Annotated in this window: 25 protein-coding genes and 1 tRNA gene; 13 read left to right on the top strand and 13 right to left on the bottom strand. The window is 58.9% G+C overall.

The window, feature by feature from the left end; translation table 11 throughout:
- Positions 1-100: 100 nt before the first annotated feature.
- From AArcSl_RS11725 to cyaB, 8 genes are all read right to left on the bottom strand, one after another.
- Positions 101-1,807 carry an ABC transporter ATP-binding protein gene (locus AArcSl_RS11725; protein ID WP_119821957.1) on the bottom strand — a complete coding sequence of 569 codons (1,707 nt, stop codon included), beginning with the start codon at positions 1,805-1,807 and terminating at the stop codon, positions 101-103.
- Positions 1,808-1,823: 16 nt separating this feature from the next.
- On the bottom strand, positions 1,824-3,038 hold the full coding sequence (locus AArcSl_RS11720) for an ABC transporter ATP-binding protein (RefSeq protein ID WP_119819358.1): 1,215 nt from the start codon (positions 3,036-3,038) through the stop codon (positions 1,824-1,826).
- A gap of 1 nt (position 3,039) precedes the next feature.
- Positions 3,040-4,041, bottom strand: a complete 1,002-nt coding sequence (locus tag AArcSl_RS11715; RefSeq protein WP_119819354.1) for an ABC transporter permease — start codon at positions 4,039-4,041, stop codon at positions 3,040-3,042.
- Positions 4,038-5,114: an ABC transporter permease gene (locus AArcSl_RS11710; protein WP_119819351.1), complete on the bottom strand. Its 1,077-nt coding sequence runs from the start codon at positions 5,112-5,114 to the stop codon at positions 4,038-4,040. Before AArcSl_RS11710 ends, AArcSl_RS11715 begins: the two co-directional genes overlap by 4 nt.
- 123 nt (positions 5,115-5,237) lie before the next feature.
- Positions 5,238-6,869: an ABC transporter substrate-binding protein gene (locus AArcSl_RS11705; protein ID WP_119819348.1), complete on the bottom strand. Its 1,632-nt coding sequence runs from the start codon at positions 6,867-6,869 to the stop codon at positions 5,238-5,240.
- Between the two features lie 132 nt (positions 6,870-7,001).
- Positions 7,002-7,505 (bottom strand): tRNA (N6-threonylcarbamoyladenosine(37)-N6)-methyltransferase TrmO, encoded by a 504-nt coding sequence (gene tsaA, locus AArcSl_RS11700; RefSeq protein WP_119819345.1) that lies wholly within the window; start codon positions 7,503-7,505, stop codon positions 7,002-7,004.
- 55 nt (positions 7,506-7,560) lie between these two features.
- The gene (locus AArcSl_RS11695; protein ID WP_119819342.1) at positions 7,561-8,757 is read right to left on the bottom strand and encodes an inorganic phosphate transporter; all 1,197 of its coding nucleotides are present in this window, start codon (positions 8,755-8,757) and stop codon (positions 7,561-7,563) included.
- 53 nt (positions 8,758-8,810) lie between these two features.
- Positions 8,811-9,398, bottom strand: a complete 588-nt coding sequence (cyaB, locus tag AArcSl_RS11690) for a class IV adenylate cyclase (protein ID WP_119819339.1) — start codon at positions 9,396-9,398, stop codon at positions 8,811-8,813.
- Between the two features lie 119 nt (positions 9,399-9,517).
- On the opposite strand from cyaB, the gene AArcSl_RS11685 reads away from it, so the two are divergent.
- A complete protein-coding gene (locus AArcSl_RS11685; protein WP_245883229.1) occupies positions 9,518-9,874 on the top strand; it encodes a DUF7471 family protein in 357 nt (118 codons plus the stop codon).
- An 11-nt stretch (positions 9,875-9,885) separates the two neighbouring features.
- Here AArcSl_RS11685 and AArcSl_RS11680 read toward each other — a convergent pair whose 3' ends face one another.
- Together AArcSl_RS11680 and AArcSl_RS11675 are read right to left on the bottom strand one after the other, a co-directional pair.
- Positions 9,886-11,091: an MFS transporter gene (locus tag AArcSl_RS11680; protein ID WP_119819335.1), complete on the bottom strand. Its 1,206-nt coding sequence runs from the start codon at positions 11,089-11,091 to the stop codon at positions 9,886-9,888.
- Complete coding sequence (locus AArcSl_RS11675) at positions 11,092-11,403, bottom strand: cyclin family protein (RefSeq protein WP_119819332.1); 312 nt, start codon at positions 11,401-11,403, stop codon at positions 11,092-11,094.
- Between the two features lie 105 nt (positions 11,404-11,508).
- Here AArcSl_RS11675 and AArcSl_RS11670 point away from each other — a divergent pair.
- Together AArcSl_RS11670 and AArcSl_RS11665 are read left to right on the top strand one after the other, a co-directional pair.
- Positions 11,509-11,591 (top strand) — tRNA-Leu (locus AArcSl_RS11670).
- A 98-nt stretch (positions 11,592-11,689) separates the two neighbouring features.
- The gene (locus AArcSl_RS11665; RefSeq protein WP_245883228.1) at positions 11,690-12,814 is read left to right on the top strand and encodes a tyrosine-type recombinase/integrase; all 1,125 of its coding nucleotides are present in this window, start codon (positions 11,690-11,692) and stop codon (positions 12,812-12,814) included.
- A gap of 98 nt (positions 12,815-12,912) precedes the next feature.
- On the opposite strand, the gene AArcSl_RS11660 is transcribed toward AArcSl_RS11665, so the two are convergent.
- Positions 12,913-13,380 carry a RipA family octameric membrane protein gene (locus tag AArcSl_RS11660; RefSeq protein WP_119819327.1) on the bottom strand — a complete coding sequence of 156 codons (468 nt, stop codon included), beginning with the start codon at positions 13,378-13,380 and terminating at the stop codon, positions 12,913-12,915.
- Positions 13,377-14,144 carry a TIR domain-containing protein gene (locus AArcSl_RS11655; protein ID WP_119819324.1) on the bottom strand — a complete coding sequence of 256 codons (768 nt, stop codon included), beginning with the start codon at positions 14,142-14,144 and terminating at the stop codon, positions 13,377-13,379. Before AArcSl_RS11655 ends, AArcSl_RS11660 begins: the two co-directional genes overlap by 4 nt.
- A gap of 219 nt (positions 14,145-14,363) precedes the next feature.
- Here AArcSl_RS11655 and AArcSl_RS11650 point away from each other — a divergent pair, with 219 nt between their 5' ends.
- From AArcSl_RS11650 to AArcSl_RS16660, 6 genes are all read left to right on the top strand, one after another.
- Entirely contained in the window at positions 14,364-15,182 is an 819-nt protein-coding gene (locus AArcSl_RS11650; RefSeq protein WP_133412164.1) for a transcriptional regulator TbsP domain-containing protein, read from the top strand.
- Positions 15,182-15,454 carry a hypothetical protein gene (locus AArcSl_RS11645; RefSeq protein ID WP_119819318.1) on the top strand — a complete coding sequence of 91 codons (273 nt, stop codon included), beginning with the start codon at positions 15,182-15,184 and terminating at the stop codon, positions 15,452-15,454. Before AArcSl_RS11650 ends, AArcSl_RS11645 begins: the two co-directional genes overlap by 1 nt.
- 204 nt (positions 15,455-15,658) lie before the next feature.
- Complete coding sequence (locus AArcSl_RS11640) at positions 15,659-16,732, top strand: ComEC/Rec2 family competence protein (protein ID WP_119819315.1); 1,074 nt, start codon at positions 15,659-15,661, stop codon at positions 16,730-16,732.
- Positions 16,729-17,019 carry a DUF3006 domain-containing protein gene (locus AArcSl_RS11635; RefSeq protein WP_119819312.1) on the top strand — a complete coding sequence of 97 codons (291 nt, stop codon included), beginning with the start codon at positions 16,729-16,731 and terminating at the stop codon, positions 17,017-17,019. Before AArcSl_RS11640 ends, AArcSl_RS11635 begins: the two co-directional genes overlap by 4 nt.
- A 145-nt stretch (positions 17,020-17,164) precedes the next feature.
- Positions 17,165-17,386: a tyrosine-type recombinase/integrase gene (locus tag AArcSl_RS17795; protein WP_119819309.1), complete on the top strand. Its 222-nt coding sequence runs from the start codon at positions 17,165-17,167 to the stop codon at positions 17,384-17,386.
- Positions 17,387-17,783: 397 nt separating this feature from the next.
- Complete coding sequence (locus AArcSl_RS16660) at positions 17,784-18,038, top strand: hypothetical protein (RefSeq protein WP_133412163.1); 255 nt, start codon at positions 17,784-17,786, stop codon at positions 18,036-18,038.
- Between the two features lie 120 nt (positions 18,039-18,158).
- On the opposite strand, the gene AArcSl_RS11625 is transcribed toward AArcSl_RS16660, so the two are convergent.
- Positions 18,159-19,502: a PD-(D/E)XK nuclease family protein gene (locus AArcSl_RS11625; protein WP_161945948.1), complete on the bottom strand. Its 1,344-nt coding sequence runs from the start codon at positions 19,500-19,502 to the stop codon at positions 18,159-18,161.
- Between the two features lie 214 nt (positions 19,503-19,716).
- Between AArcSl_RS11625 and AArcSl_RS11620 the strand changes: the two genes are divergently transcribed.
- The 4 genes from AArcSl_RS11620 (at position 19,717) to AArcSl_RS11610 (ending at position 25,151) form a co-directional block, all read left to right on the top strand.
- Positions 19,717-20,550, top strand: coding sequence for a hypothetical protein (locus tag AArcSl_RS11620; protein WP_217563448.1), 834 nt, complete (start codon positions 19,717-19,719; stop codon positions 20,548-20,550).
- A gap of 6 nt (positions 20,551-20,556) precedes the next feature.
- A complete protein-coding gene (locus AArcSl_RS11615; RefSeq protein ID WP_119819303.1) occupies positions 20,557-22,158 on the top strand; it encodes an ATP-binding protein in 1,602 nt (533 codons plus the stop codon).
- A gap of 1,071 nt (positions 22,159-23,229) precedes the next feature.
- Complete coding sequence (locus AArcSl_RS16655; RefSeq protein ID WP_133412162.1) at positions 23,230-23,544, top strand: hypothetical protein; 315 nt, start codon at positions 23,230-23,232, stop codon at positions 23,542-23,544.
- Positions 23,545-23,546: 2 nt separating this feature from the next.
- Positions 23,547-25,151 carry a hypothetical protein gene (locus tag AArcSl_RS11610; RefSeq protein WP_119819300.1) on the top strand — a complete coding sequence of 535 codons (1,605 nt, stop codon included), beginning with the start codon at positions 23,547-23,549 and terminating at the stop codon, positions 25,149-25,151.
- The last annotated feature ends 91 nt before the right edge of the window (positions 25,152-25,242 follow it).

The raw sequence follows: 25,242 nt of genomic DNA, 5'->3' as shown, positions 1-25,242 counted from the left end.
AGACGCCCTATAAACCCGGTTTCGAGTGAATTATATGAATACAACTCGTGTAGTTAATTTCACTCGACAACCGGCGGTTCCGGAGCGCCGGACCTATCGGCTACGTGTTGGTTTCGTCGAGGGAGACGTCCGCGTTTTCGACGGCCGTACGGACCTCTGACGGCTGTTTCCGTCGATGGCACGCGGCCGGATGGTCCGCCTCCGGGTGCAACTCGGGGGACACCACCTCGCAGATACTCCGATAGGCGGACAGTTCCGACTCCGCCCGCTCCCAGTCGTCGTCCACGACGGCCTCGACGGCGTCCTTGACGCGTTCGCGGTGCGGCTCGGGGAGTTCGACATCGAAGAGGCGCTCGAGGATCCGTTCGGTTACGCGTTCGTCGACGTTCCCCACCGACGCCTCCTGACCGACGAGTTCACGGGCGCCCTCGACGTCGATATCGCGATCCCGAATACGATCCCGGACGGAGAGAACGGTCCGATACGAGACCTGGTCGACGTCGACGCTCTCCGGCGGGATCACGACGGGACACCGGGTCCTGAACCGGCAGCCGCTCGGGGGGTCCCTGGGGGACGGGACGTCGCCGGAAAGCGTTTCGATGTCGCGATCCCGCTCGTCGGTGTCGACCCGCGGAACGCTCTCGAGGAGCGCTTCGGTGTACGGGTGTTGCGGCTGCGTGAATATCTCCTCGCTCGGTGCGATTTCGACGATCTCGCCCAGGTACATCACCGCAACTCGATCACAGATGTGACGGATCACCGAGAGATCGTGAGAGATGAGCAGGTAGGTGAGGCCGAACTCCGCCTGCAGTTCGTTCAACAGGTTCAGGATCTGTGCCTGAACCGATACGTCGAGCGCACTCGTCGGCTCGTCGAGCACGACGAACTCGGGATCGAGCGCCAGCGCCCGGGCGATGCCCACGCGCTGTCGTTGGCCCCCGGAGAACTCGTGGGGGTATCTGTCGAACTGGTCCTCGGAGAGCCCCACGCGATCGAGGAGCCACTCCACCCGTTCTCGGCGCAATTCATCGTCGGATCGGTCGATCGTCACCGTGACGTCGACCGCGTCCCCGTTCGCGGCTACCTCGATAAAGAGGTCCTCCTGCACCGATGCCCGAACGTCGCCGTCGGTGTCGACCCGGCGGTCGTCGGCTCGGCGGTCGTCGGCCCGGCGGTCGTCGGCCCGGCGGTCGTCGGCCCGGCGGTCGTCGGCCCGGCCCTCCTCGGAGTTCTCGGACACTTCAACCTGGACAGTCACAGTTCCATCTTCCGGAGGGACGATCTTGTCTACGTCGTCGGCGATGGAGACGGAGACCACGTCGGGATCGATCCCGTCGGTGGTCACCGACGCCTCCGTATCGACCTCACCGTCGCTCAGCGGCCAGTCGTGAACGTCCAGGGGCTGTTTGACCGTCTCGCCGATCGTCATCCGCGGATCGAGACTGGAGAACGGATCCTGAAAGACGATCTGTGCGTTGCGTCGGAAGCGATCGAGGTCGGCCGACGCGAGTTCGTAGACGTTTTGTCCGTCGAACCGAACGACTCCGTCCGTCGGTTGCTGGAGCCGCAACAGCGTCTCCCCGGCCGTCGACTTGCCACACCCCGACTCGCCGACCAGGCCGAGCGTTTCCCCGCGTTCGATGTCGAAGTCGAGTCCGTCGACGGCACGGACTGCGACCGGTTCCTCGCCGAACAGCCGATCCAGCAGCGTGTCCTGTTCGTAGAAGTACTTCGTGAGGTTCCGCACCTGGAGTAGCGACCCGTCTTCCGGGACAGCTTCTCCGGCCGTCTCCTCTGTGTCAGTCATCCTGTCGGTCCTCGTGTCAGTCATCGGTTGGAACCTCCTCGGGAGCGTCCTCGGACGATCCTTCGGCTCGGTCGTCTGCCAGCGCTCGCCCCGGATCGTAGGAGTGATCCGCGAGATAGCATTTCGCGACGTGTTCCTCACTTCCCTCGGCTCGGAACTCCGGTGGTTTTTCGAGACATTCCTCCATCGCCTTCGGACACCGGTCCGCGAAGTAACAGCCGCTGCCCAACTCGTGGTCCAGCAGGCTCGGAACGTTCCCGCCGATCGGCTCGAGCCGCCCGCCGACGTGTTCGAGGTCGGGAACGGAGCCGAGAAGCCCCCGAGTGTACGGGTGGACGTGGTCCTCGAAGACGTCCTCGAGCGTTCCGCGTTCGACGATCTCGCCGGCGTACATCACCCCCACGCGATCGCACATCCTGGCGATGACACCGAGGTTGTGGGTGATCAGAACGATCGTCATGCCGATCTCGGACTGCAGATCCGCGAGGATGTCGAGTACCTGCGCCTGGATCGTCACGTCGAGTGCGGTCGTCGGCTCGTCGGCAATCAACACGTCCGGCTCCCCGGCCAGCGCCTGAGCGATCATCGCACGCTGGAGCATCCCCCCGGAGTACTGGTGTGGATACTCGTCGGCCCGCTTTACTGGGTCCGGAATGCCCACGAGTTCCAGCAACTCGATCGCCCGCTCTCGACTCGATTCGGTGATGAACCGCTGTGACGGAAGCACCGTCGAGGCGATAAGCGACGACAGCGAGTACTCGACCGAACTGGTTTTGGCCCGTGTGGATCGTGGGTTCGCCCTCGCGCGACGCTGGACCTCGACGGCCTCGGCGATCTGCTCGCCGACGGTAAGGCTCGGGTTGAAGCTGCTTTCGGGGTCCTGAAAGATCATGCTGAACGAGGATCCTCGCAGCGACCGACGGACCTCCTCAGGGACGGACAACAGATCGACGAATTCGCCGTCGACGGCGTCCGGATGACTCTCGTGAAGGCTGTTCGCGAGCGACTCGCTGCGGTATTCGATCCTGCCGTCGGTGATCTCGCCGGGTGACTCGACGAGATCCATGAGCGATAGTGCAGTGACGCTTTTTCCGCTACCGCTTTCGCCGACGATGCCGAACACCTCCTCCCGTTCTATCGTCAGGCTCACGTCCGAGACGGCGTTGACCTGTCCTTCGGCGGTGAAAAACCGAGTGGAAAGGCCGTCGATGCGGAGGATTTCTTCACTCATGTCAGGCACCTCGTTCGCTCCCTTCGATGTTGGGGTCGAGCGCGTCCCGGAACCAGTCGCCCAGCAGGTTCACGCTGATGATCGCGAGCATGATTCCGATTCCGGGGAAGATCGAAACCCACGGTCTGGTTCGGAGGACGTCCTGGCCCCGTTCGATCTCGTACCCCCACGAGAGGGTCGTTCCCGAGAAGCCGAGATACGCAAGCGACGCCTCGAGCAGGACGATCACCGCCACCTGGATCGTCGCGAGCACGATGATCGGCGTGAGACTGTTCGGGAGGATGTGTTTGCGCAGGATCTCCCGGTGACTCGTCCCGAAACTCCGCGCCGCCTTGACGTACTCCTGGTTGCGAAGCGACAGCGCCTCCCCGCGGGCCACGCGTGCGAACCACACCCATATCACGAGCGCAGAGACGATCGTGACGGTACCGGGAATCGGTATGGTTTCGGGCATTCCCTCGGCGAACCCCGCCATTACGATCGGATCGGGGACCTGTATCGGGGATTCACCGAACACCCCGATGAGCGCCAGCGCGAGCACGAGCGCGGGGAACGCGAGCATGGTGTCTGCCACCCGCATCAGCGCGTCATCGACCCGTCCGCCGTAGTAGCCCGCGACCAGACCGATCGGCACGCCGATGAAAAGCGCCATAATCGTCGCCGTGATGCCCACCAGCATCGAGACTCGGGCACCGTAAACGAACCGGGAGTAGACGTCCTGTCCGACGTTGTTGGTACCGAGCACGTGCTCTGCGGTCGGTTCAACTGTCACATCGACGATTTCTCCCTCCTGTGCGACCTGCGTGTCGTAAGTGTGCCCTACTGGTGGGTACTCCGCCCCATGTTCGTTGTAATGGCCCGTGCGGGTCGGGTCGTGGGTCGCGAGAATCGGCGCGAACACCGCCATGAGGACGATCGCGACCAGCAAGAACAGCCCGATCTTCGGAAGCAGACTCTCCGAGAACGTCTGTCGGAGGTTGGATTTGACTCTTCGCGATATCATTCTTCGCTCACCTGTGGGTCGAGAGACGCGTACACCGCGTCGACGAGGATGTTGATCGTCACGAACGCGAGTGCGATGAACACGACGATCCCCTGCATCAGCGGCCAGTCGCGCATGTCTATCGCGTCGATGAGCCGCAACCCGAGTCCCGGCCAGTTGAACACGGTTTCGGTGATGACCGCGCCACCCAGTAGCGTTCCCATCTGGAGGCCGAGAACGGTAATGATCGGAATCATCGTGTTGCGCAGGACGTGCTTGTACCGGATGAGAACCAGCGGAAGTCCCTTCGCCTCCGTCGCGGTGACGTACGGTTTGCCGAGTTCGTCGACCATGCCGCTCCGGGTGAGACGGGTGATCAGCGCCGTGAAGTACGTTCCGAGCGTGAGTGCCGGCAGAGTGATGTGTTTTAGCCAGGTCCCCATCTCCGAGAGCGAACCGCTCGAGACGATGGCGAGTGCGGCGTCGGCGAAACTCGGTCCCCGTCTGCCCGTGGGGAATTCGATCATCCCGTACCAGATCGACGACGGATACGGAATGGTGACTCCGAGAATCCCGATCGCGGACGTCCCGAACGTCGGGTAGGGGATCCCGAACCAGACGCCGAACACGAGGATCAGCATGAGTCCGAGCCAGAAGTTGGGCGTGCTGATCCCGAGCAGCGAAAACAGCGTCGCCCCGTAGTCCGACGGCTGGTTACGACGCGTCGCCGAGATGACGCCCAGCGGGATCGCGATGACGATCGCGACGATCGTCGCTGCGACAGCGAGTTCGACCGTCGCCGGAATCCGCTCTATCACCATCGCCTCGACTTCCCTGTTCGACTGCCAGGAGTACCCGAAGTCGCCGACGACGAGCCCCTGGAGGTAGTCGAAGTACTGGACGTAAATCGGTTCGTCGAGCCCTTCCTCCCGTCGCACCTGTTCGACGAGATCCTGTGTGGCGCCCTCGGCAAGCATCAGGTTCGCGGGATCGCCCGGCGAGACCGCACGAAGTCCGAACAGGATCGTCACTACCCCCCAGATGACGAACACACCCTGGAGGATCCGACGAACCAGAAATTTACCGAGCGACATAGGAGTTCATGACGATAGTCGACGTTGTTTATGCTTTCGTTTCGGGGAGAGCGTTGGCGGTGTGAGGCCTCCGATTCGTTCCGTTCGGTCCGTCCGTTTCGGAGAGCTCCTCCCCGTCGCGACTTACGTGTCCATCTCCCAGGTGTAGATGGTTTCGTCCTCGCGGGGCTCCCACTGTATTTGCTCGTTGACGCCGTAGATGCTCTCCTGGGTGTGCAGGTAGACGAACGGCGCCTTCTCGTGGGCCAGTTCGTTGACGTACTCGAGCTGTTCGCGCCGGTCGTCGGGATCCTGGATCTGCTGGCTCTCGAGGATCGCGTCGCTGAGCTCCTCGTCGTCGAACGTCCGGTTCGGGTTGTCCGGGATCGTAAAGAAGCCCTGGACGCCGTAGTCGGTGTCGCCGGTGATGACGCCCCACCCGATCATGTAGAACGGGATCTCCCAGGTGTCTTCGAACTCGTCGGGATCGACGCCGGCCTGGTTCGCGTCCGAGACGACCCCGAACTCGACGATGTTCGCCTCGCAGTTCACGTTGTCGAGCTGGTCGATCTGGTCTGCGACAGTCTCACCGATTTCGGCGTCGTTGAGATACCGACCTGAAGGCGCGTACAGCTCGATCTCCACGTCGCCGTACCCGCTCTCCTCGACGAGGCTCTCGGCCATTCCGATGTCCTGCTCGTACGGTTCGATGTCCGGGTTGAATCCGTTGATTCCGGGCGAGACGGGCTGGCCCCGGGGTTCGCCGAACCCGGAGAGGATCGTGCTGACGATCTCCTCGTTGTCGACCGCGTAGTTCATCGCCTGCCGGAACTCCTGGCTGTCGAACGGCGGGACCGTGTTCTTCATCGGACAGAAGACGGTCCGGAAACTCGTCACGTTCCTGACCTCGGCGTCGGGAGCCTGGTTGATCGTGGCGACGTCCTCCGGCAGGATGTTTATTGTGACGTCAGCCTCGCCGGTTTCGATTGCGGCGGCGCGGCCGCTGGATTCGCCGTCCGCGTTGAACGTGATCCGCTCGAACGGGGGGTCGGGACCCCAGTAGTCGTCGAACGCTTCGACGACGACTTCGACACCGGATTCGAACTCCACGACCTCGTAGGGACCGGTTCCGTTGAAGTTCTCAGCATCCGCCCCCGAGATCGCCTCGTTTTCGGCGTCGTGCTGTTCGATCGCCCAGTCCCTGTTGATCGCTCTCGCGTAGTTACCGAACTCGAACTCCGCGAGTCCCGGGGCGGCACCGTAATTGATCGCCACCGTGGTGTCGTCGACGGCTTCGGCTCCCTCGATCGATCCGAGTCCGAAGGTTCCGATCGGGCTGGGAACTCCCTTCTCCGGATCGACGGTTCGGTTGATCGTCCATGCTACGTCCCCGGCAGTCAAAGGATCGCCGTTGTGGAACACAACGTCGTCCCGGAGATAGACGTGTGTCGTTCCGTCGCCCTGTGCTTCCCACTCCTCGGCGACGCGGGGGAAGATCCCTTCGCCGGGCTCGAAGTCGAACAGCGGTTCGTAAATGTGATCGTATATGTCGAAGTAGTCGCCGGTGATGTGATCGAGCGGGTCGATCGTGTCGGGGAACTGCGAGAGCGTGATCGTGATCTCGTCGAGTTCATCGACAGGATCGTCCGGATCATCCGGGTCGTCAGGGTCGTCAGGGTCGTCAGGGTCGTCAGGGTCGTCCGGGTCCTCCTCTTCCTCGCCCACACAGCCGGCGATGGACAGAATTCCAGCCGAAGCTGCGGAGGCGCCGGTCATTCGAAGAATCTTTCGCCGTCGTACCGTGCTATTGCGCCGCATAGTAGAACCTTCACTATCTTACACTATTTAAATCCACCGCGGTACGTCGGGTCAAAGACATAAACCCTGCCTCAGTTGGTACGAGTCGAATTACAGAAACCGATCGTCAGACCGCCGGCGTTCCGGATCCTCGTCGGCTTCGTCGATCCACCCCGCCTCTACTTCACTCGGAACGTCGAATGCAGGGACGAACGGTTTGATGTCCAACAGTGGCGTTCCGTCGAGCACGTCTACGTCCCGTACTTTCAGCGTGGATCCGTCGACGGATTCGATCCGGACCACCGACAGCCCGATCGCGTTCGGTCGCCGCGGTGCTCGAGTGGAGAACAGTCCGCGTTCCGAAGCGTTCAGGAACGGCTCGACGGTCGTTCTGGCGTCGCCGTCGGAGCCGTGGAAATGATAGAGCAAATAACAGTGGGAGAACCCCTCGAGGTCGGCCAGCCCGTCGGCGTACTCTTCGTCGAGGACAACGGTACCGCGGGTTCCCCGGGCGCCGGTTGGCTGAATCGGCATTCCTTCCAGCGAGTCGTACGGCGTGTGGATGACACCGATCGGCTCGTACTCGATTCCGTTCTCGGAGTTATCTGGCGCCATACTACAACCGCAACCGTCTTCGGATAAATCGAGACCGATCGACGGTCGATCCGTTTCAGGCGACTCCCAGCACGGAGCTGATTCCCCAGTAGACGCCGTAGCCGACGAAAAGCGAGAACACGAGCGATCCGATCCACGCGAGAGCGGTGTACGCCATCTTCTTGTGGCTTACAGCTTCGCTTCCCACGGCGTAGCCGGTTCCCAGGATCGCGCTGATGAAAATCTCGTTGAACGACATCGGGATCCCGTAGAAGATGCCGATCTGGGCGATGACGAACGAGGGGATCAACACGCCGACGGATCGCCGCGGCCCCAGCGAGGAGTAGTCCTGCGAGAGCGCCTTTATCATCCGCGCGGACACCATCCACGCACCCAGCAGCATCCCGATTCCGCCGAAGACGAGCGTCGGGGTGATAGCGTCGCCCGCAACGAGCCCGTCGAGGAGGGGCAAAAGCGGTCCGACCGCGAGGCCGACCTTTCCGCCCCCGGCGGTGAACGCCACCAGCGCCCCGAGCGCGAGCAGGAACCACCGTTGGGCGGCCACCGGATCGTACGCAACGGCGCGCCCGACGACGAGCGCAAGTATCCCCGCGATCCCGACGGTGACTGCCGCCGTGCCGACCGTGGGTCCTCCCGGGAGTCCGGCCGCGACGCTGCCGGCGATCGAGGCCTGTTCCCCGGGCGGCCCGAGCAGCAGAAACTCCATGTTGGCAATCACCACGCCGACGACACCGGCGAGCGCGGCGAGGACGTACAGTTCGGAGGTTCGCTCGCTTCGCAACAGTTTCGTCGTCACGTAGGAGGCCGGCGCGACGAAGACGGGAGTCAGTAGCCAGTAGAGGCCGATCTCGGCGTATCGTCCCCACGCCGGTCCGCCCCCCATCGCCAGGCCGACCCCGACGACGCTTCCAGTGATGGCAAACGCCGTCGCGATCGGATACCCCTTGAACACGCCGGCAGCGATGTAAACGGCGGCGATCGTGAGCGCCACCGTCGCCGCCAGCGGTGACAGGGTTATGTCGGTGACCAGCCCTCGACCGACCGTCTCCGTGACTGCAGCCCCCTGCAACACGGCGCCGGCAAACGACAGCAGGCCGACGACGAGGGCGGCGCGCATCGTCGTGATCGCGTTGGCGCCGACTGCCGGCGCGAACGGCGTCGCACCGGTCGAACCAGCGCCGATCGTCCACGCTGCAAAAAAGCTCGCCGCGAGGGCGATGGCAACCAGCGCGAGTGTCCCTGCGTCGACCATCGTTCGTACCAGATCCGGTGTTCTACTCGTAGTTTCTTTCAGCGGCCTTCAGTTTATGGGTTCGGTTCGAGAAGGAGTTCCAGATACGACGTCCGTATTCCGTCATCCGGATCGAGTCCGATCGATTCGAGGACTTCGAATGCTCCCTCCCGGACGGTCTCGAGGTCGGCCTGTTCAGCCTCGCCTTCGACTTCCACGAACTCTCCGAGCTCGGACACGTCGTCGAGGGTCACCGTGTATCCGTCGACAGTGAACACCTCACGGCGCTTCTCTACAGTTGCCGCCGGTTCGAACCCGAGGCTGGTGAGGATCCCGGCCAGTTCCTCGCCGTCGATCACGTCCGTCTCGCGTTCCTCTCTCGTTTTCGAGGTGTCGTCGACGAGCGGTCCCTTGTAGGTGAGCGTCACGCAGTCGTCCTCCTCGCGACCATTTGCGTTCCCCATTCCGTCGTTATTGCCGGAATCGAGCCGCCGCACCCGCCGGATACGCAGCGCTTCGTCGGTTTCGGCGAACTCGCGGTGTGGTGCGTCGTAGTACGTGTCAGTCTGTTCGACGTACGTTTCCCGCGACAGTTCCATCGACTCGAGGCGGTCGCGAACGGTCTCGTGTGCCGCCGGTACCTTCAGTTCGACCTCGTACATTCGTTTCAAATCGGGATACGATCGGGTGCGGCGTCAGTGTGTCGTTCGCGACCTAACACAGTGTGTCGCCGTCAGAACACAGCGTGACACATATAGTTCCGTGGGTGAAACGAGAACCGATGAGAGGTACGGAGCCGCCACTCGCGATCGAACACGCCGTTGTTGCCGGTGGTGCCTACGACCTGCCGGAGTCGCTGTTGTTCGTCCTCGCGCTCGCGACGATCGGAACCGGTCTCGTGTTGCTGCTCGCCGTGGCGGGATACCTCCGTCGGGGGTCGACCCCGTATCTCCTGGTCGTGGTCGCGGTTTCCGCACTCTTCGTCCGATCGCTCGTCGGTTTCGGCACACTGTACGGTCACGTTCCGATGACTACCCACCACTTCATCGAACACGGATTCGACTTCCTCATCGCCGTCTGCGTGCTCACAGCGGTGTATCTGATGGGTTCACCTGACGTCGAGAACCGAACAAACTGAACCGGTAGCGATCATTCTCTGAGGAGCAGGTAAGCGACCGCTCCCCCGATCGTGACGACGACACCGGAGCCGAAAACGAGCGTTCGGTATCCCTCCACGGTCGTGACGAAAAACGCCTCCGCGAGGAACGTAAACGCGATCGGCCCGACCGTCTGTCCCAGTCGCAGTAGACTGGTCCGCATGCCCATCATGCCCGCCCGTAGGTCCGCCGAAACGAGCGTGATGACGGTGGTGTCGATCGACGGCATCACGATCCCGAACCCGACGCCGAACGCCAACAGCGCCACCCCGACTGCGACGGGCGAGGGCGCGAGCCAGACCCCGATCAGACTCAGTCCGTAGGCGATGAACCCGAGCGCGACGAGCTGCGAGGCGGACCGCCACTGCGAGATCCGGCCGTACTGGGACGAGACGGTCGCGCTCGCGACTGCAACCATGGCCAACACGGGGCCGATCTGCCCCGCACCGAGGCCGAACTCGTCACTCAAAAGCAGTGGCAAGGCAGTGAGGATCGCGCCATAAAAGACGCTGAACGCCACGAAGATCGCGAGGTAGATCGCCAGCGCCTCCGGGAGGAAAAGCACCGCCCAGAGCCGCGAGAGGTAGGTCCGCACGTCGGTTGCAGTCCCGATATCCGGCTCCTCGAGTAACAGTGCCGCGAGTACACCCACGAGAACGGCAATCCCGAAAAACAAAAACGGGACGGACCACCGGATCGTCGCGAGTGCGCCGCCGATCAGGGGATACATCGCGGCGCCGGCACCGATCGTGCTGCCGTTGAATCCGATCACTGCGTTCCGGCGTGGCCCCTCGTAGACGTCGCCGACGATCGTGATCGCCAGCGTGACGAGTGCGCTGGCGCCGATCCCCTGCAGGAACCGGAGTGCGATCAGGCTCCGGAAGGTGTCGACGAAGGCGATTCCGGCGCCGGCGACGCCGAACAGGAGCAACAGCGGAACCAGTGTGTTCCGGCGGCCGACCCGATCGGCGACGAGTCCCATGAACGGCGTGACGAAGATCCCCGGCAGCGTGTAGGCTGTGATCACAAGGCCCACCTGGGAGTCGGAGACCCCAAACACGGGACGGAGATCCGGCAACACCGGACTGATGAGCGACACGCCCATCACGCCGATCAGCGAACTGGCAATGACGAAGTACAGCGTCCGGGACCGCCACGGGATCGTCGCCGAGGATCCGGCGCTCGGGTGATCGCTCATTCACCAAGTAGGCGGCTCGAAGCCGGCGTCCGCGAGCAGTTCCTTCCAGCGGGACTGGATCGACAGGCGGGCGACGCCCATGGCGTCGGCGACGGCGGCCTGGGATCGCTCCTCGCCGGCCACGAGCGCGCCCGTGTACAGTGCTGCCGCGGCGACCGCTGGTTTCGAGCGCTCCTCTTCGGGGAGATGAGACAGAAAGAGGTCGACTGCGGTCGACCGGGCGTCAGGACCGACATCGAGGTCGTCGGCAGCGCGGTCGAGTTCATGGAGCCAAGGTTCGTTTTCGACCCGGTCACTCGCCCGGTGGTACATGCTCCCCGGTTGCGCCGCATTGTTTATAAATCCGGTCGAAACATCGACGTCACGTCCGGCGAGTCCGACAGGTTCTTAGGCCAATTCGTGCGTAGTAATCGGTGTGCGCGGGTAGCCAAGCGGTCAACGGCGCAGCGCTTAGGACGCTGTCCCATAGGGGTCCGCAGGTTCGAATCCTGTCCCGCGCACTCAGATCGGGCGTACCAGACGCCCTACCGCCTGTTTTCACCTCGGCTGGTAAGCTATGGAACATGAGTTACCGCTGACACTCTCGCGCTGTCCCGAAATGGAGGGTGACGAGATCGACCTCGACCGTGGCATTGTGGTAATACCAAAATCGCATGAAAGCTTGATGAATGACAAGCAACTTATCAACTATCGGAAGCAACGATTCCGATTCATGTCATGGCTGTTGAACGTTGGGAAGGATCCTGAGAGTGCCTCAGGCTACTCTGAGTACACCGTTTACGGCACTGCGTACCGGACTGCCCGGTTCGATAAGTGGCGCTGGGAGAAGTTCGGCGGCTACTCGATGCCCCCGACAGAAGAAGAAGCGAAAGCGTTCATCGAGTGGCTCGCGTTTGACTACGACCAGTCCGAAACGGCGAAAGGGAAGCTTCAGGAGGGCGTTCGACGCTACAACAAGTGGCTGCACCACGACAAGAACTACGACGAGTGGGAGTACGACTACCAGTTCGATAGCTCCGGTGGGAACCATCAACCCCAAGACTTCCTAAGCGTTGAAGAGCGACGGAAGATTCGTCAGGCCGTGCTCACAATCGGTGACATCCCCTCTCCCGGCGACGTCTATGGTGAAGAGCGAGAAGGCTGGCTCACCCATCTCGGCCATCTCCTCAACAAGCCACGGGACGCGATCAACGATAACGACTGGGAGAAGGTCATTGGGTGGAAGGAACCATCACTCGTGAGCGCAAGCCTTGATGCTGGCCTGCGACCTGCGGAGGTCCGTACTGCGTCAGTACGTTGGGTTGACCTCCAGAACAGCGTATTGCGGATCCCAAAGGAGGAGTCATCGAAGAACGTCGGAAACTGGACGGTGAGCTTGAAGGATGAGACGACTGCGTACCTTGAGCGATGGCTCGAAGAACGGGAACGGTACGATCGGTACGACGATACGGACGCACTATGGCTCACTGCTCGGGGGAACCGTTATAGTTCGAAGAGCCTGCGCCGGTTGCTCCATCGCCTATGTGACGAGGCGGGGATCGAAACCGCGAACCGGAAAATGAGCTGGTACACGATCAGACACTCTGTTGGGACGTACATGGCGAAGGAACGGGGCCTTGCAGCTGCGAAAGCCCAGCTTCGGCATAGGAATCCGATGACGACGATGAAGTACGACCAGGTGCCTGTAGAAGACCGTCGAGACGCCCTGGACAAGATGGGCTAACCAGGCCAGCGAGGCCTTCGCCCTTGCAGCTGTTAGCATTGTCGCGATGAGGTAGTTCTCACTCGTTCTCATACGCATCTTGTCGTGAGCCAGTGCGTTTACACGAGCCTGATGGTCGCGTATATCGTGATGATAAGATATGGGACGGCGAGAACCCCGGGTATTTTGCGTTCAACTCGGGTATGGGTGATATAGGTCCTCCAGTCTCTCCCTTCGTCGAGGACGTCCCATTCGTTGGCGAACGGCTCCGCAGGCAAGTCTTTCTCCATCGCCTGGATTATCTCGTACTTCCCGCTGTTCAGCTGCTTGTAGGAGACGATGCTGAGATACCAAAGTATGCAGAGCGCCAAGCCGAGTAGGCCGGCGATTAGGAGCCCGACCTCCTCGATGATCTGGGTGTCCGCGAGCACGGAGACTACGGCGAGGGTGCCGGAGAGAAGGAGGACGTAGAAACGATTGTTCCGCATCCGCCGGTTGCTAACGTTCAACGTCGTATCCACATAGGTCGTGTACTGGTCGATAAGCTCTGATCGATCGCCATCGGAGGCACCGTCGTCGTCAGTCATGTTGCGTGCCGTTCGATCGCGTCCAGGATTTCGGCCCCGTCGGCTTCGACCAGTTCCGTGGCTTTCGCCTGCACGATAGTAGGTGCACGCTCGTTCTTCGCCGGGACAACGCCGATAATCGGCTTCTCCATCTCGTTCGCTATCTCGATCTCCTCCTTGATCCAGTCGCTGTATGCCACGTACATCCCAGCTAACACGAGGACAACGGATGTCGACTGTATCTGGTCACGAATCTTCTTTCGGAGGTGGTTCGGTAGTTGGGCGTCGATCGGGTCGTCAGAGGATACGCTGTGGTCGAAGTATTCGAATCCGTAGGCGTCATCGAGCAGCTCTTTCACCTCTTTGTAGTGATCCTCGTAGGTCCAAGAGTGGCTGATGAACACGCGGTGGGCTTGTTTTGGGTCGGGAACGGTGCTTTTCTGCGAGCCCTTGAGCGCCTTTCCGATTGCGACAGCACCGAGGGTTCCCAGTCCGAGGGCCGCGAGTCCTTTCAGGGCGTCTCCACCATGGTTCGACTGACCGGCAGGTTGCGGGAGCTGGTTGGTTCCAGCGACAGGGTTGGATACGGAGACCCTATACTGGGTGGGGAGTTCGATGATTTGAATCTTTTCGATGCCGCGTTGGCGCTCGTAGACACCCCAGAGACCGTTGATCGTGAGTCCCTGTGCTTCGAATCCGGGTGGGAGTGGCCCGGCCTGTTGCTTGTCGACGACGACCGGGACCGTGGTCCGTCTCGCCCGGTCGATGTGATGTAGCCAGCTCATTATCGTAATGTCCGATAGTCGGAACAATAAATTTGGCCAGGCGGTGTGGAAGTGGAAGTTGAATTAGGCTCAAAACCGTGTTCTATCCGATCCAAACAGTCCAATTGTCTTTACTATATTCACGTACAAATTATATCGAATGAATCGGTGAGATTAAATAGTACATTCTGCGATCCAAATGTGATGTCGAGTTCGTCGCATCTACGAGATCACACCTCATTGCTTGAATCGCTCTGTACCATCGAGGACTCTACTGCATCACCAGCAATCGTGCTCGTCAACCCGCCGGTCGCGACGCTTGCGGCATTGGCCGACGTGGTCACCGACCGCGATCCAGTAACACTGCCGTCCATGGGCGTGGTAGCCGAGGAGGCGACACTCAAGTTCATCCGAAAGCGGTTCCCGATCGCCGCCAAACTTGCCGAACTCGTTGATACGGATCGCCTTGATCTTCGGGTGGGCTCCGACGATAAGGCTACCCGCGTTTGTGTCACATCAGACACTGTGGTCACGCTGGTGCCAGGCGATTCGGAGCTGCTCACCCTCGAATCCCAGGATACTGATGCCGTTGAGGCTGCCCGTGAAATGGCAACCAACCAGTTCGAAACTGGCGAGTCATTCTCGCTGCGGACACCGCCACTGTCGACGGTTCGTAGTGGCCTTGAGGACCGGTTCGGCGCAGCCGTTCGGGAAGACTTCGATCGCGTCCTGGCGGCAGTCGCAGACAACGAAGCCGGGAATGTGGACGCCGTAACGCTCCTGTTGCTCGTCGGCTGCAAGCACGAACTCCAGCAGTACAAGCTCTCAACCTGGGGTGAAGACGTGAGTTTGGCCTCGAAGGCCACCTTCTCGCGAGCGAAAACTGAACTCGAAGACCAGGGCCTCCTCGACACCGAACGCGTGCCTCCAGACATCGGCCGGCCACGGAATCGACTGGTATTACCCGACAACGCCAAGTCGGTCGCACAGCCGCCCCTCGATCGGGTATGTCCAGTCCTTGAAGACAAGAAGATGGTAACCGCTTCGGAGGCCCGGTGATGCGAGAATTTCCTATTGACACACTGTGGCTCGTCATCGGTGGACTTGTTCTCCTGTTGATCGTGACCGGGACGGTTGCAGGCGGGTTGGGCCTCTCTGAGGAGAGTGATACGCCAACCGAAGAAGAAGTCGGGGTAGGTGGTGAGGCAAACGTGACGGTTGAAGGTGGTGCTGAGGATTCCGAATCCGAGTCAACCGACTCCGAACCCAACACAGATGCGGTAGACAATACCAGCGAACTTGGGTCTTATATCGAAATGAGCGATAGATAATTGCTCTGGCTGAAAGCCACGACCAAAAACGAAGATTGTCTCTCACCACATCGTATCGGTGAAATCACAGTTATATTCTGACATACTACGATGAAAACAACACAGCTTTACGTGCCTCAATCGACCGTTCCGATGGGACGAGTCCAGTGCCTCTGACAATCTCTCGTCCCGAACTGTTAACCGACCGCCCGCAAACGTACGGCTATGAGACGGCTACTTCTTGTCCTTGCCCTCGCTGGAATTCTCCTCCTGGCTGGCTGTGCCGGTACCCCCGGAGATTGGACCCCGGAACCTGAGGTAACCCCGACTCCCACACCGGAGCCAACGCCAACAGAGACGCCCACGCCGAGTGACGAGCCCGGCGAGCTCCCCGACGGCGAGTTCCAGATCCACCACATCGACGTCGGGCAGGCGGATGCGACGCTCATAATTACCCCCGATGAGGAGACGATTCTCATCGATACGGGCGACTGGCGCCAGGACGGCCAGGGCGTGCTCGAATATCTCAAAGCCCACGAAATCGACCGGATCGACCATCTCGTAGCCACGCATGGCCACGCCGATCACATCGGTGGTCACGCTGCCATCATCGAACACTACGAGACCGAACGCGACGGGATCGGTGCCGCCTACGACAACGGCGTCGCCCACACTTCCCAGACCTACGAGAACTATCTCGATGCAGTCGAGGAACACGATGTTGAACTACTGTTCGTCGAGGATGGCGATGAAATACCCATTGCTGACGGCACTGTCGACGCCCAGGTGTTGAACCCGCCAGCTGGCGATTCAGGGAGCGATCTCCACGAGAACAGTATCGTCCTCTCGATCACGTTCGGCGAGGTCGGCTATCTGACCACGGGTGACGCCGAGACAAAGGTCGAATCGCGGCTCGTTGAGGAACGCGCTGATGCACTTGCGGCCGATGTCTACCACGCCGGTCACCATGGTTCCTCGACCTCTTCGAGTGAATCGTTCCTGGATACGGCAGAGCCCTCAATTGCGGTTATTTCGAGCGCGTATGACTCCCAGTATGGCCATCCACATGATGAGGTCCTCGAACGGTTTGCCGACCGGGGGATCGAGACTTACTGGACGGGTGTCCATGGAGATATCGTGATCACGACCGATGGTGAGGAAATCGCCGTCGAAACGAGTGAGGAGTTCTCGACGGATCCGGCTGACCTGCTCGCAGAGAAACCCAACGATGATGACGGGAAGTTGGCGCCACCCCCACTGGGTGTGTCCGGACCAATACTGGAGGTGAGGACAGCATGATCGACGGAACCTATATCGGCGTTCTGGACCGGATCGTCGACGGTAAAACGGCTGTTATCCTGCTGGAGGCGGACGACGAGGTGCAGGACCAGCGCGACATACCGATCGAGCGTGTGCCACAAGAGGGACGGAAGGAGGGCAGTGTGCTTGCGGTGACGGTGGAAGGCAGCCAGATCGAAGCGATCGAATATCGCCCAGAGGAGACAACACAGCGCCGTGAGGACGCTCAAAACCGACTCGATCGGCTCGGGAAACGGTTGTCGGAAAAGCCGGACGAAGACGAGTGAAAAGTAGTTGTCTTAATTGGGCTACCTGGTACTCCAACTGAATCCAACAAATTACTGGCAGGCTTCCAGATACCATAAAATGTCCGCTGGTAGCATTGTTGGATCGATGATCTCGCTGCGTGACCTACAAGAGCGATAGCAATCAATCGTCGACGACCGATGGGCTCGCGAGGAGATCGTCGAGTTCACCCCTCACGACGCCCGTCGTTGCTTTACAACTTGGCTCAACCGGGATGGTTGTTCACGGGACGTGATTAAAGCCCTTCGTGGGGACGCTGCTGGAGATATGGTGTCTCTCTACACACACTACGGTGAAGATGAGATCCGCGAAGAGTACGAGTCAGCGATGCCGAAGATCGACATCTGACCGGCTTCTGACGTCGGTAGCTTGTGGTATAACTGCCCCAGCGCGGCCTTTTCATTTCCAGCTGTTGCCATTGTCGCGATGGATCGTTATCCGTTTCTAAACCCATATTGTGTCGACCTATAACTCGAAGACCTGGCTTCGTGAGTTCACACGTAATCCGTCGCGGATCGGTTACAAACTATGTCGAGTTCGAGCGGATAGACGTGATGAGTACAGATGTACTCGACAAAAATTACGATCGTCGAACTTAGGAAGAACCACGCGAGGCGAGGCAAAAATACCTCGACGGGCTCTAAGCCAGGGATATACCGATTCGTCGGGTACACAGTTTAGATGATACTTTGAATGATCCACTGGGAGAAGATTAATAGATAGTCGCAAAACACTTCTATTTGATATGGCCACTCAATACGATGCCCTGTGTGAGAAATATAATTATTCGAACGGTAACCATACGGTGAGCTTCTTAGTTGAAGCACCACCGGATAAGCCCAGAAATTTCACAACTACTGTCTCAGATAGTGAGCTTGATCAGCTCAGAGAGTACTCTGTCAACAAGAGAAAAGAAGGAACAGGTATTGGCTGGGTTCCAGTGATATATAACAATGGATGGGAAATCGATTGGGATTCGCTGGAATCCTACTCGTATTGATTGAGGTAACGAGTTTCTGACATTTCAGAACCGCCTGTTAAGGGAATATAGACGAGTCCAACCGTTCGTGTGCCTGAACTCTTGTGACGGTGGGACTCGACACTGGGTTACGCAAGTCGGTTAATAGTACTCATCAAGGGACTCTTCAAAGGCCTCAGTGATGATTGTGATGAGTTCGGGGTTCTCAACAACCAAGTCAACGAACGCACCCCCCAGGCCCGCAGTGTAGGCATCAAAAAAGTCGTCGTGCTCGGCGATAGGGATGTTGTACGTTGCCGTAAGTATATTTCCAGTACGACTGGTTAAGTCAACTGTAGGCGGGAGTTCATACCCTCGCTCGTCAATCTTGTTGCTGACTCGTTCGTTGACCAGCTTATAGAACTGATTGTCGCTACTGTTGCCGTGCCAAAGCGTAAGTTCCAATATACCGTTCTGGATCGCCTTCTTACGATTCTTTTCAAGCCGATGATATAGGGTGATGTGGGCGTAGTTGTCGTCATCAGGGGCACCGTAGATGACAACGTGGTTATCAGTTCTCCGTCGCCGCCATTGTTCCTTGGCGATACCCGCCCAGGAACTTCCCTGGCGGAAAATCCATCTATCGGAGTCTTCGGAGTCTGGATTCAGTTCGATCCCGACGTGGTTGTCTGGAAGATCCGGGATCTCTACGATCTCGACACCATCCAACTCTCCGGCGAGACGTAGACCCCAGTTATCCGTGAAGTCATCCCACTGGTTCTCAAACGCGCTCTGTACGTCTTGCAGTTCGTCGTAGTAGTCAAAGTACAGTTGAGCTTTCTCTTGCTGGTTCTCTTGGTGTTCTGTCATGGTCAGCTCCTGCTGTATCGTGCTGATGAAGTCTTCAAGCTGTGCTGTCGTTCGTGCCGGATACCCGCCCTGGCTCTTCGCAAGGAACGCCTGGAGTTCCGAAGCGATCCACTCCCAAGAAATCTGAACGAACTCGTTAGCCTCCGGTGGTGATGCACTCTCGGGGGCGAGGTAGATGTAGTAGCGATTGTCGACGGGTACATCGTCTTTCGAGAGATCGATCGCTGGGAACGATGAGGCATCGATATACGCTCTGGTTTGCTCATGTGTCTCGGACGCCCAAAGTTTCAGCTCCCAGCAAATGAACCAGTCACCCGGTAGCCAGAGAACCGCATCGGGTCGAGTGTCATTAGAGGTAACGACCTCAGTTTCGATCTTGATGTCCTGAAGATCCAGTCGAGAGAACGTATAGTCCAGATCATCTCGGTCGGATAGCGACGACAATAGGTGTTCCAAGAGTGCATGGTTGAGGCCGTGGCCTTCCTTGGGCGAGAGGAAATGAAACAGGAGGCGTTGCCAGTCCTGCTCTTGGTGGTTACGTCCGAGTATCTGGAGTGTGGTTGGTGGGGGTTCATCCGTCTCAGGTAGCCTGTTTAAACGCTGCACCAACTCCTGTAATCGCTTTTCGACTGACACACAGTGTAGTGGTGCGACACAGGAAATCAAAGTGTCGCAGATACGGTAGGCTGTGGATCTACTTTGGAAGCTCGTACCTATATGGCTGTTGATATGAGCGAGCTGGATTGTAATCCATTCCCTGTCCCCGTATCGTAGCAAACGAAATTTCCAGAAATATCAAAAAGTTGTCTTTATAATCATTCAAATACAATATACATATGGGTAATACCCTATGGCTAAGGAGAACGACGAAGAGCGACAGGACCGTCAACAAATAGACATCCACGGAAACCCGGTGGACGACGGGGATGACGAGGACGACGAGACAGTGCTCAACGAGAAGGGCGAGGAGATGCCGTGGTACGAGTGTAAGTCGGGAGCGAATAGATTTGAACTGGTCTCGTTATATCAGAAATCTGTTAGAAGAAGTGACGAAGAGGTTGCGGCGTATTGCGCCTGGGAACTCGTCCGCTCCGGGCACGCAATGAAGTTCTGGGAACGAACGATACTGTTCATCGTGGAGGACCTTCGAGCTAACTCGGAAGAGGCCCTCCTAATCGACTACTACCACCGCCTGGCGACGGAACGCTGGGATCCAGAGTCGTGGGAGGGGCGGATCACCGCCATTCACGCGGCCCTGACAGCGGCACGAGCCCGAGCAAGTCGCGAAAGCACTCACGCCAACGATTGGTTCTCGAAGGTTAGTGAGGAGCGTGAAGCGGCCTTCGAGGAGGGCCGAGAACCTGAAGCCGACTTCCCGGTGACAGAGGACGAGTTGGAGCTGGGTGGGAAATACGATGTTGCTCTCGACAAACACACGTATTCCGGCCAGAATCGGGGGCGTGACTGGCATCACTTCTTCGTCAGGGCAAGCCGGGTAACAGAACCCGGAGAACCAGAACTATCCCGCAAATGGCAACGTCGACGCCTGGAGATTGATTCCAAGCGGGAGTTTAGCGAGGAGGAGATCAAGCACGCCCTCAAACCGGTTGATCCCGAGAACCGCTGGGCTGAGGACATCGTCAACCCGAATGAAGACCTCGGAGACTTCGACGAGGAGGCGTGACTACCGATGGCCACCAGTGACGACATCGAGACAGGCCAGCTTGGAGTCGACCAAGAACGTATCCTCGAAGAGCTCATCTTCAGCCAAGCCGAGTCCCTCGTCGACGGCGTTCGTGAACTCATCCAGAACGGCATAGACGCCCCCGGATCGGAGGAGGTCACTGTGTCAATCACGCCGGAGCGCACCATGGTCGAGGACGACGGCGAGGGGATGGATCTCACCGAAGCGCGAATCCGCAAGTTCCTGACCCAGCTCGGCAAGTCGACGAAGCGGGACGACCCGGAGGCGATCGGGATGTTCGGCATCGGGTTCGGACAAGCCCTCGCCAAAGGACGCGTCACGGCCCAGAGCGGGACGACTGTCGTCGAGTTCGACGCCAACGAGTGGTTCCGCGAGTATCGCCTCTACGACGTCGACGACGCCGTCGATGGCTTCCGTGTCGAGATCGACCACTACGACGATGAAGTCCCCGATCCCGATTCAACGACGTGGGACGACTACGTCGACGACCTCGCGGAACGGTTCCAGTTCATGGAGCTGGTTCACGACGTTGAGGTCATTGTCAACGGGGAACGCGTGAGTGACCGGGTTCCCGAGGACGAGATGTACGGCGTTGACTACGTGCACGAGGATGATCTGGCCTACGTCGCGCTCCGTGAGAAGGGGATCAGCGACTGGATCAAGGTCTATAGTGCGGGACTGAAGGTCACCTCGAACCGAGGCCACGGCGTCAAAGGCTACGTCATCACGAAGCAGAACCTCGACCTCAACACCGCCCGCAACGAGATCCGTTCCGGTTGTGACACCTGGGAGACGGTCCGTGACACTCTCGACGACGCACGGGCCGCGGTGTTCCGTGAATACGATCCCGAACAGCTGACTGATGCAGGCCGAGCGGGGGTGGCGCGACTAATCGGCAAGGGCTACAGCGAGTTTGAGGGCGCGCCTGTGCTGAAGGACGGTGATGGTGAGTACGTCAGCTACGCGACCGTCCGCGACAGCGACGAGATGATCTGGTCGACGACGGACAGCCCATGGGCGGGCAAGCTCGCTACTCGCGGCGAGACAGTCATCCTCAAAGACGACCCGGCGGGCCGAGAAATACGACAGGCCGCCGACCGTTCCGAGGAGATCGAACTCCCGGACAGCAAGGACGAGAAGGCAACAGCCCGCGCTCTCGGCGTGTTCAGGGGCTACGAGCAACTGGATGATGACGAGGGTCAGGAGAAGGTGTCGACACAGAAGATGGCGATCGCCCGCGTGCTTGCGCACAAGATGGGGCTGAATAGAGAGATACGCTACGGGGTGGACGACCAGTGCCGGGCTTGGACAGACGGAGAGGACGCTATCTGGCTCACAGACAGTGCGTGGAGCAAGTCCTACTGGGAGGGCTGGGTATTCCAGCTCTGGCGTGTAATCGCCCACGAGGCCGCACACAACGAGTCGAGCGAGGGCCATCCTGACCACGGAGAACAGTTCTGTCGGAACCTACGCGATCGGATGGACAGTCACGAACCCGCCTACTTGGAGTTGGTCGAGGAGATCCGGGACGAGGGTATCAACGCGACCGTGAGACAATACCGCCACGTCCACGGGCTCGATGTCTAAGCCCCCACCGTCGGCCGCCCCTACAAGCTGTATTCGACGCCCAAGCTCCCTCTCGGACTACATTTCATTGGGGGCTGTTCTCACTACTCGACGGTAGGCTTAGCGGCCGCAGTCGTACAAAAAGCCGCTGTTGGCAGGGTCCTCTCGTCATCGTGAAGAAGAATCGATATATCGGACATCTGCATCGGGGAGTTGACACCGGCTATCTATTGCCGTATTTTTCGGTTTATTTTCATTTAGCAATCTGTCTACCACGATGGCCGAAATATGAGCTGTATCCCAAACGCGAATGTCGTAAATGGCATTATAATGTCTCTAATCCTAAATATATCTGTTGTACCGTAATCGGGTGATTTCTTCTCTTCTATTCAATGAGAATACACGTATACCAGATATCATATGTTAATTATATCAGATTATAGATTATTTTGAAACAAATCACGAACGTTGATATTCTTATAAAGTACCAGATTCGTTACTGTTATAATGATGGAGGTGGTAGTATTAGACACACCAGATGTCGACAAGGAATGATTGGGTTATGGTTTCGGTTAAGCCCGAGACCAGAGCGCGACTCCGAAATATCGTCGCTCAGTCTAACCGAGTCGAGACATACAACGACGCAGTCTCGAATCTACTGAACCAAGCTGACGAAGATAGCGGCTCACCACAACGGTGATCTGTGTCGATAACTGGTGATAGAAAAACACCCGACGCGTTCTGTGGGAGGGGCACGTCGGATGTGGATCGATTTGGAAGCCCTTGACAGCCAAGGTTGCTCCGCACCGTAATATTCGGGCGCAGTTGGCTTAACTTTTGGTTTGTCAGGGCTTCCAAGGGTAAAACCGTCCCTCTAAACGGTCAAGAAATGATAAAGATGAATCAATCAAATCAGAAGTACGCCGACGGCCCGAATAGTATAGTCTACCGCCATGCGGATGAGTACGAACAGGTATTAACACAGGGAGATCGAGATTTCGTCAATGAGACTACATACCGGCTATTCAACAGGTTAGCAAATCGCAGGATAGATGTCCTGGGAAATCGCTGCGGCAAAGGGGCTGAATAGCAATGTGTGGTCTTCATTACAGAAAAAATAATCAGGACTGTCCCATCTGTAGCTGTGACGAGTTCGTCCCCGGATTCATCGACCTAAGGCTGAAGAAGGACTACTGGCCCGAGGGGAGACGAAATCCTGATTTCGACGCAATGAGATGCGAGCTCAAAGACAACTTCGGGATCGATGTCGGGAGTGATGACGTAGAAGAACACTGGAATCACCACATCTCGATCCGGATGGATGAATACCGAGAACGCGCGCGAAAAAACGCAGAACACGGGATCGCTGAAACAAGGTATGATCCCGAGATGCTGGACGATACGTAACGATGGAGGCGACAGATAGTGCCGACGGAATCGATCTCGATACCTACGATCAGAACGAAAACGGTATTCTCAGTTACAAGGGGGTGCTCCAAGCCGCGATAGACAATCCGGCGTTCGCCTACTACCCCAGTGTGCTTGATGGAGCGCGGTACCTCTATCAAGTCAACGACACCCGAGGTGAGTTCTACCAGCTCTACGACGCGTTCCGGGGAGATGACGAGCCTGATGTCCCCGACAGCGCAGAGTGGAAACGGACTGTCGAATCCAGTCACGAAATCGACTGGAGCAAGTATAACGCAGAAGAGCCGGACGAGGCCGCGCCCGAAAGCAAATACGAACTCCCAGAGGTAGAAGAGCCTGACCAGAAGGCCGACTGGTCTGAAGTCGAGGAGGCCATCCTCAAATACTTCGACGAAGACACGCTGAAAGTCTGTGAGGCCCTGGCGACCGTTCCAATCCAGCTCATGTTCGACGACTTCACCGACTGTCCGATGGTGATCGTCGTCGGGAACGCCAGCTCTGGGAAAACAACCGCCCTGGAGCTGTTCAAAGGATGGGACCGGATCTTCACCACCCACGAGGTGACTCCCGCTGCGTTCGTCAGCCACAACACAAACCAAGATGACGACGAACTCGGCGAGATGGACCTGCTCCCGAAGATCACCGACCAGGTGCTCTGGGTTCCCGAGATGGGTACGTGGTTCAGCGGTGATGACATCGAACGCTATATGCGGACGCTGTCTGGCGTGGCTGACGGGAGTGGGTACGTGAAGTCCACAGGGGCACAGGGTTCACACGGCTACGACGGAGAGCCGGGGGAGTATCAGTTCGGTCTGATGGGAGCGACGACACCGCCGACTCCGCGCGCGTGGTCCGAGATGGGGAACGCTGGGGCTCGGGTGCTTATGCACGGGATGCCGAACACTGAGAACGACGACGAGCTCGAAGACCAGATCTTCGGAAACGGCGGTATCCCGTACCATGAAAAGAAAGAGATCGTACGCGAGAAGATCGCCAACTGGCTCCGTACGCTCTACCACGAACACGACGGCCACATCGAGATGGAGAACGAGCAGAAGGGCACGATGGTTTCGAAAGCGATCATCAAACTCGCCGAGATCATCGCCCGTGGCCGCGGTGTCTCGTACGCGAAGGAGAACGATGCCGGCGATCTGGAGGGAGAGGTACAGATCGAGGACCGAAAGCGTGTGATCCAGATGCTCCGGTTCACCGCTCGGGCGAGAGCAGCGATGGACGGTCGCACCCAGGTAGCTACAGAGGATCTTCAGGTGTGTGCCCGGATTGCGTTCGCGACGATGCCCGAGAAGCGGCGGGGGATGGTGAAACTCCTGTGTAACCCCGAGAACGGCACTACGTTCACCACCAAGCAGGTGAAGACCGCCCTCGACCTGGGCTCGAAGAACACGGCGAAACGACGGATGCAGGAGGTCGACCAGCTCGGTCTCGCCCACTTCGAGGAGGAAGGTCACGAGGGCCGTGGCGGGAAGGCCGACGTAGTGCGGCTGGCCGATGAGGAGCTGATGTGGCTGTTCAGCAAGGACACCGAAGAAAAGAACCCCGGTCCGCTGACTTGGCCGTTCGAGTAGCCGCTCTACTCCTTTTTCGAGGCCCAACGTAAAGAACCAAGAGTGTCATATTCAGAAAGTGTGCAGTTCTATCGGTACCGGGAGGGGGGTG

The organism is Halalkaliarchaeum desulfuricum (assembly GCF_002952775.1).
In the GTDB taxonomy this organism is placed as follows: Archaea; Halobacteriota; Halobacteria; order Halobacteriales; family Haloferacaceae; genus Halalkaliarchaeum; species Halalkaliarchaeum desulfuricum.
Note: the sequence above shows the minus strand (reverse complement) of the source record. Positions and strands in the feature narration are given on the sequence as shown.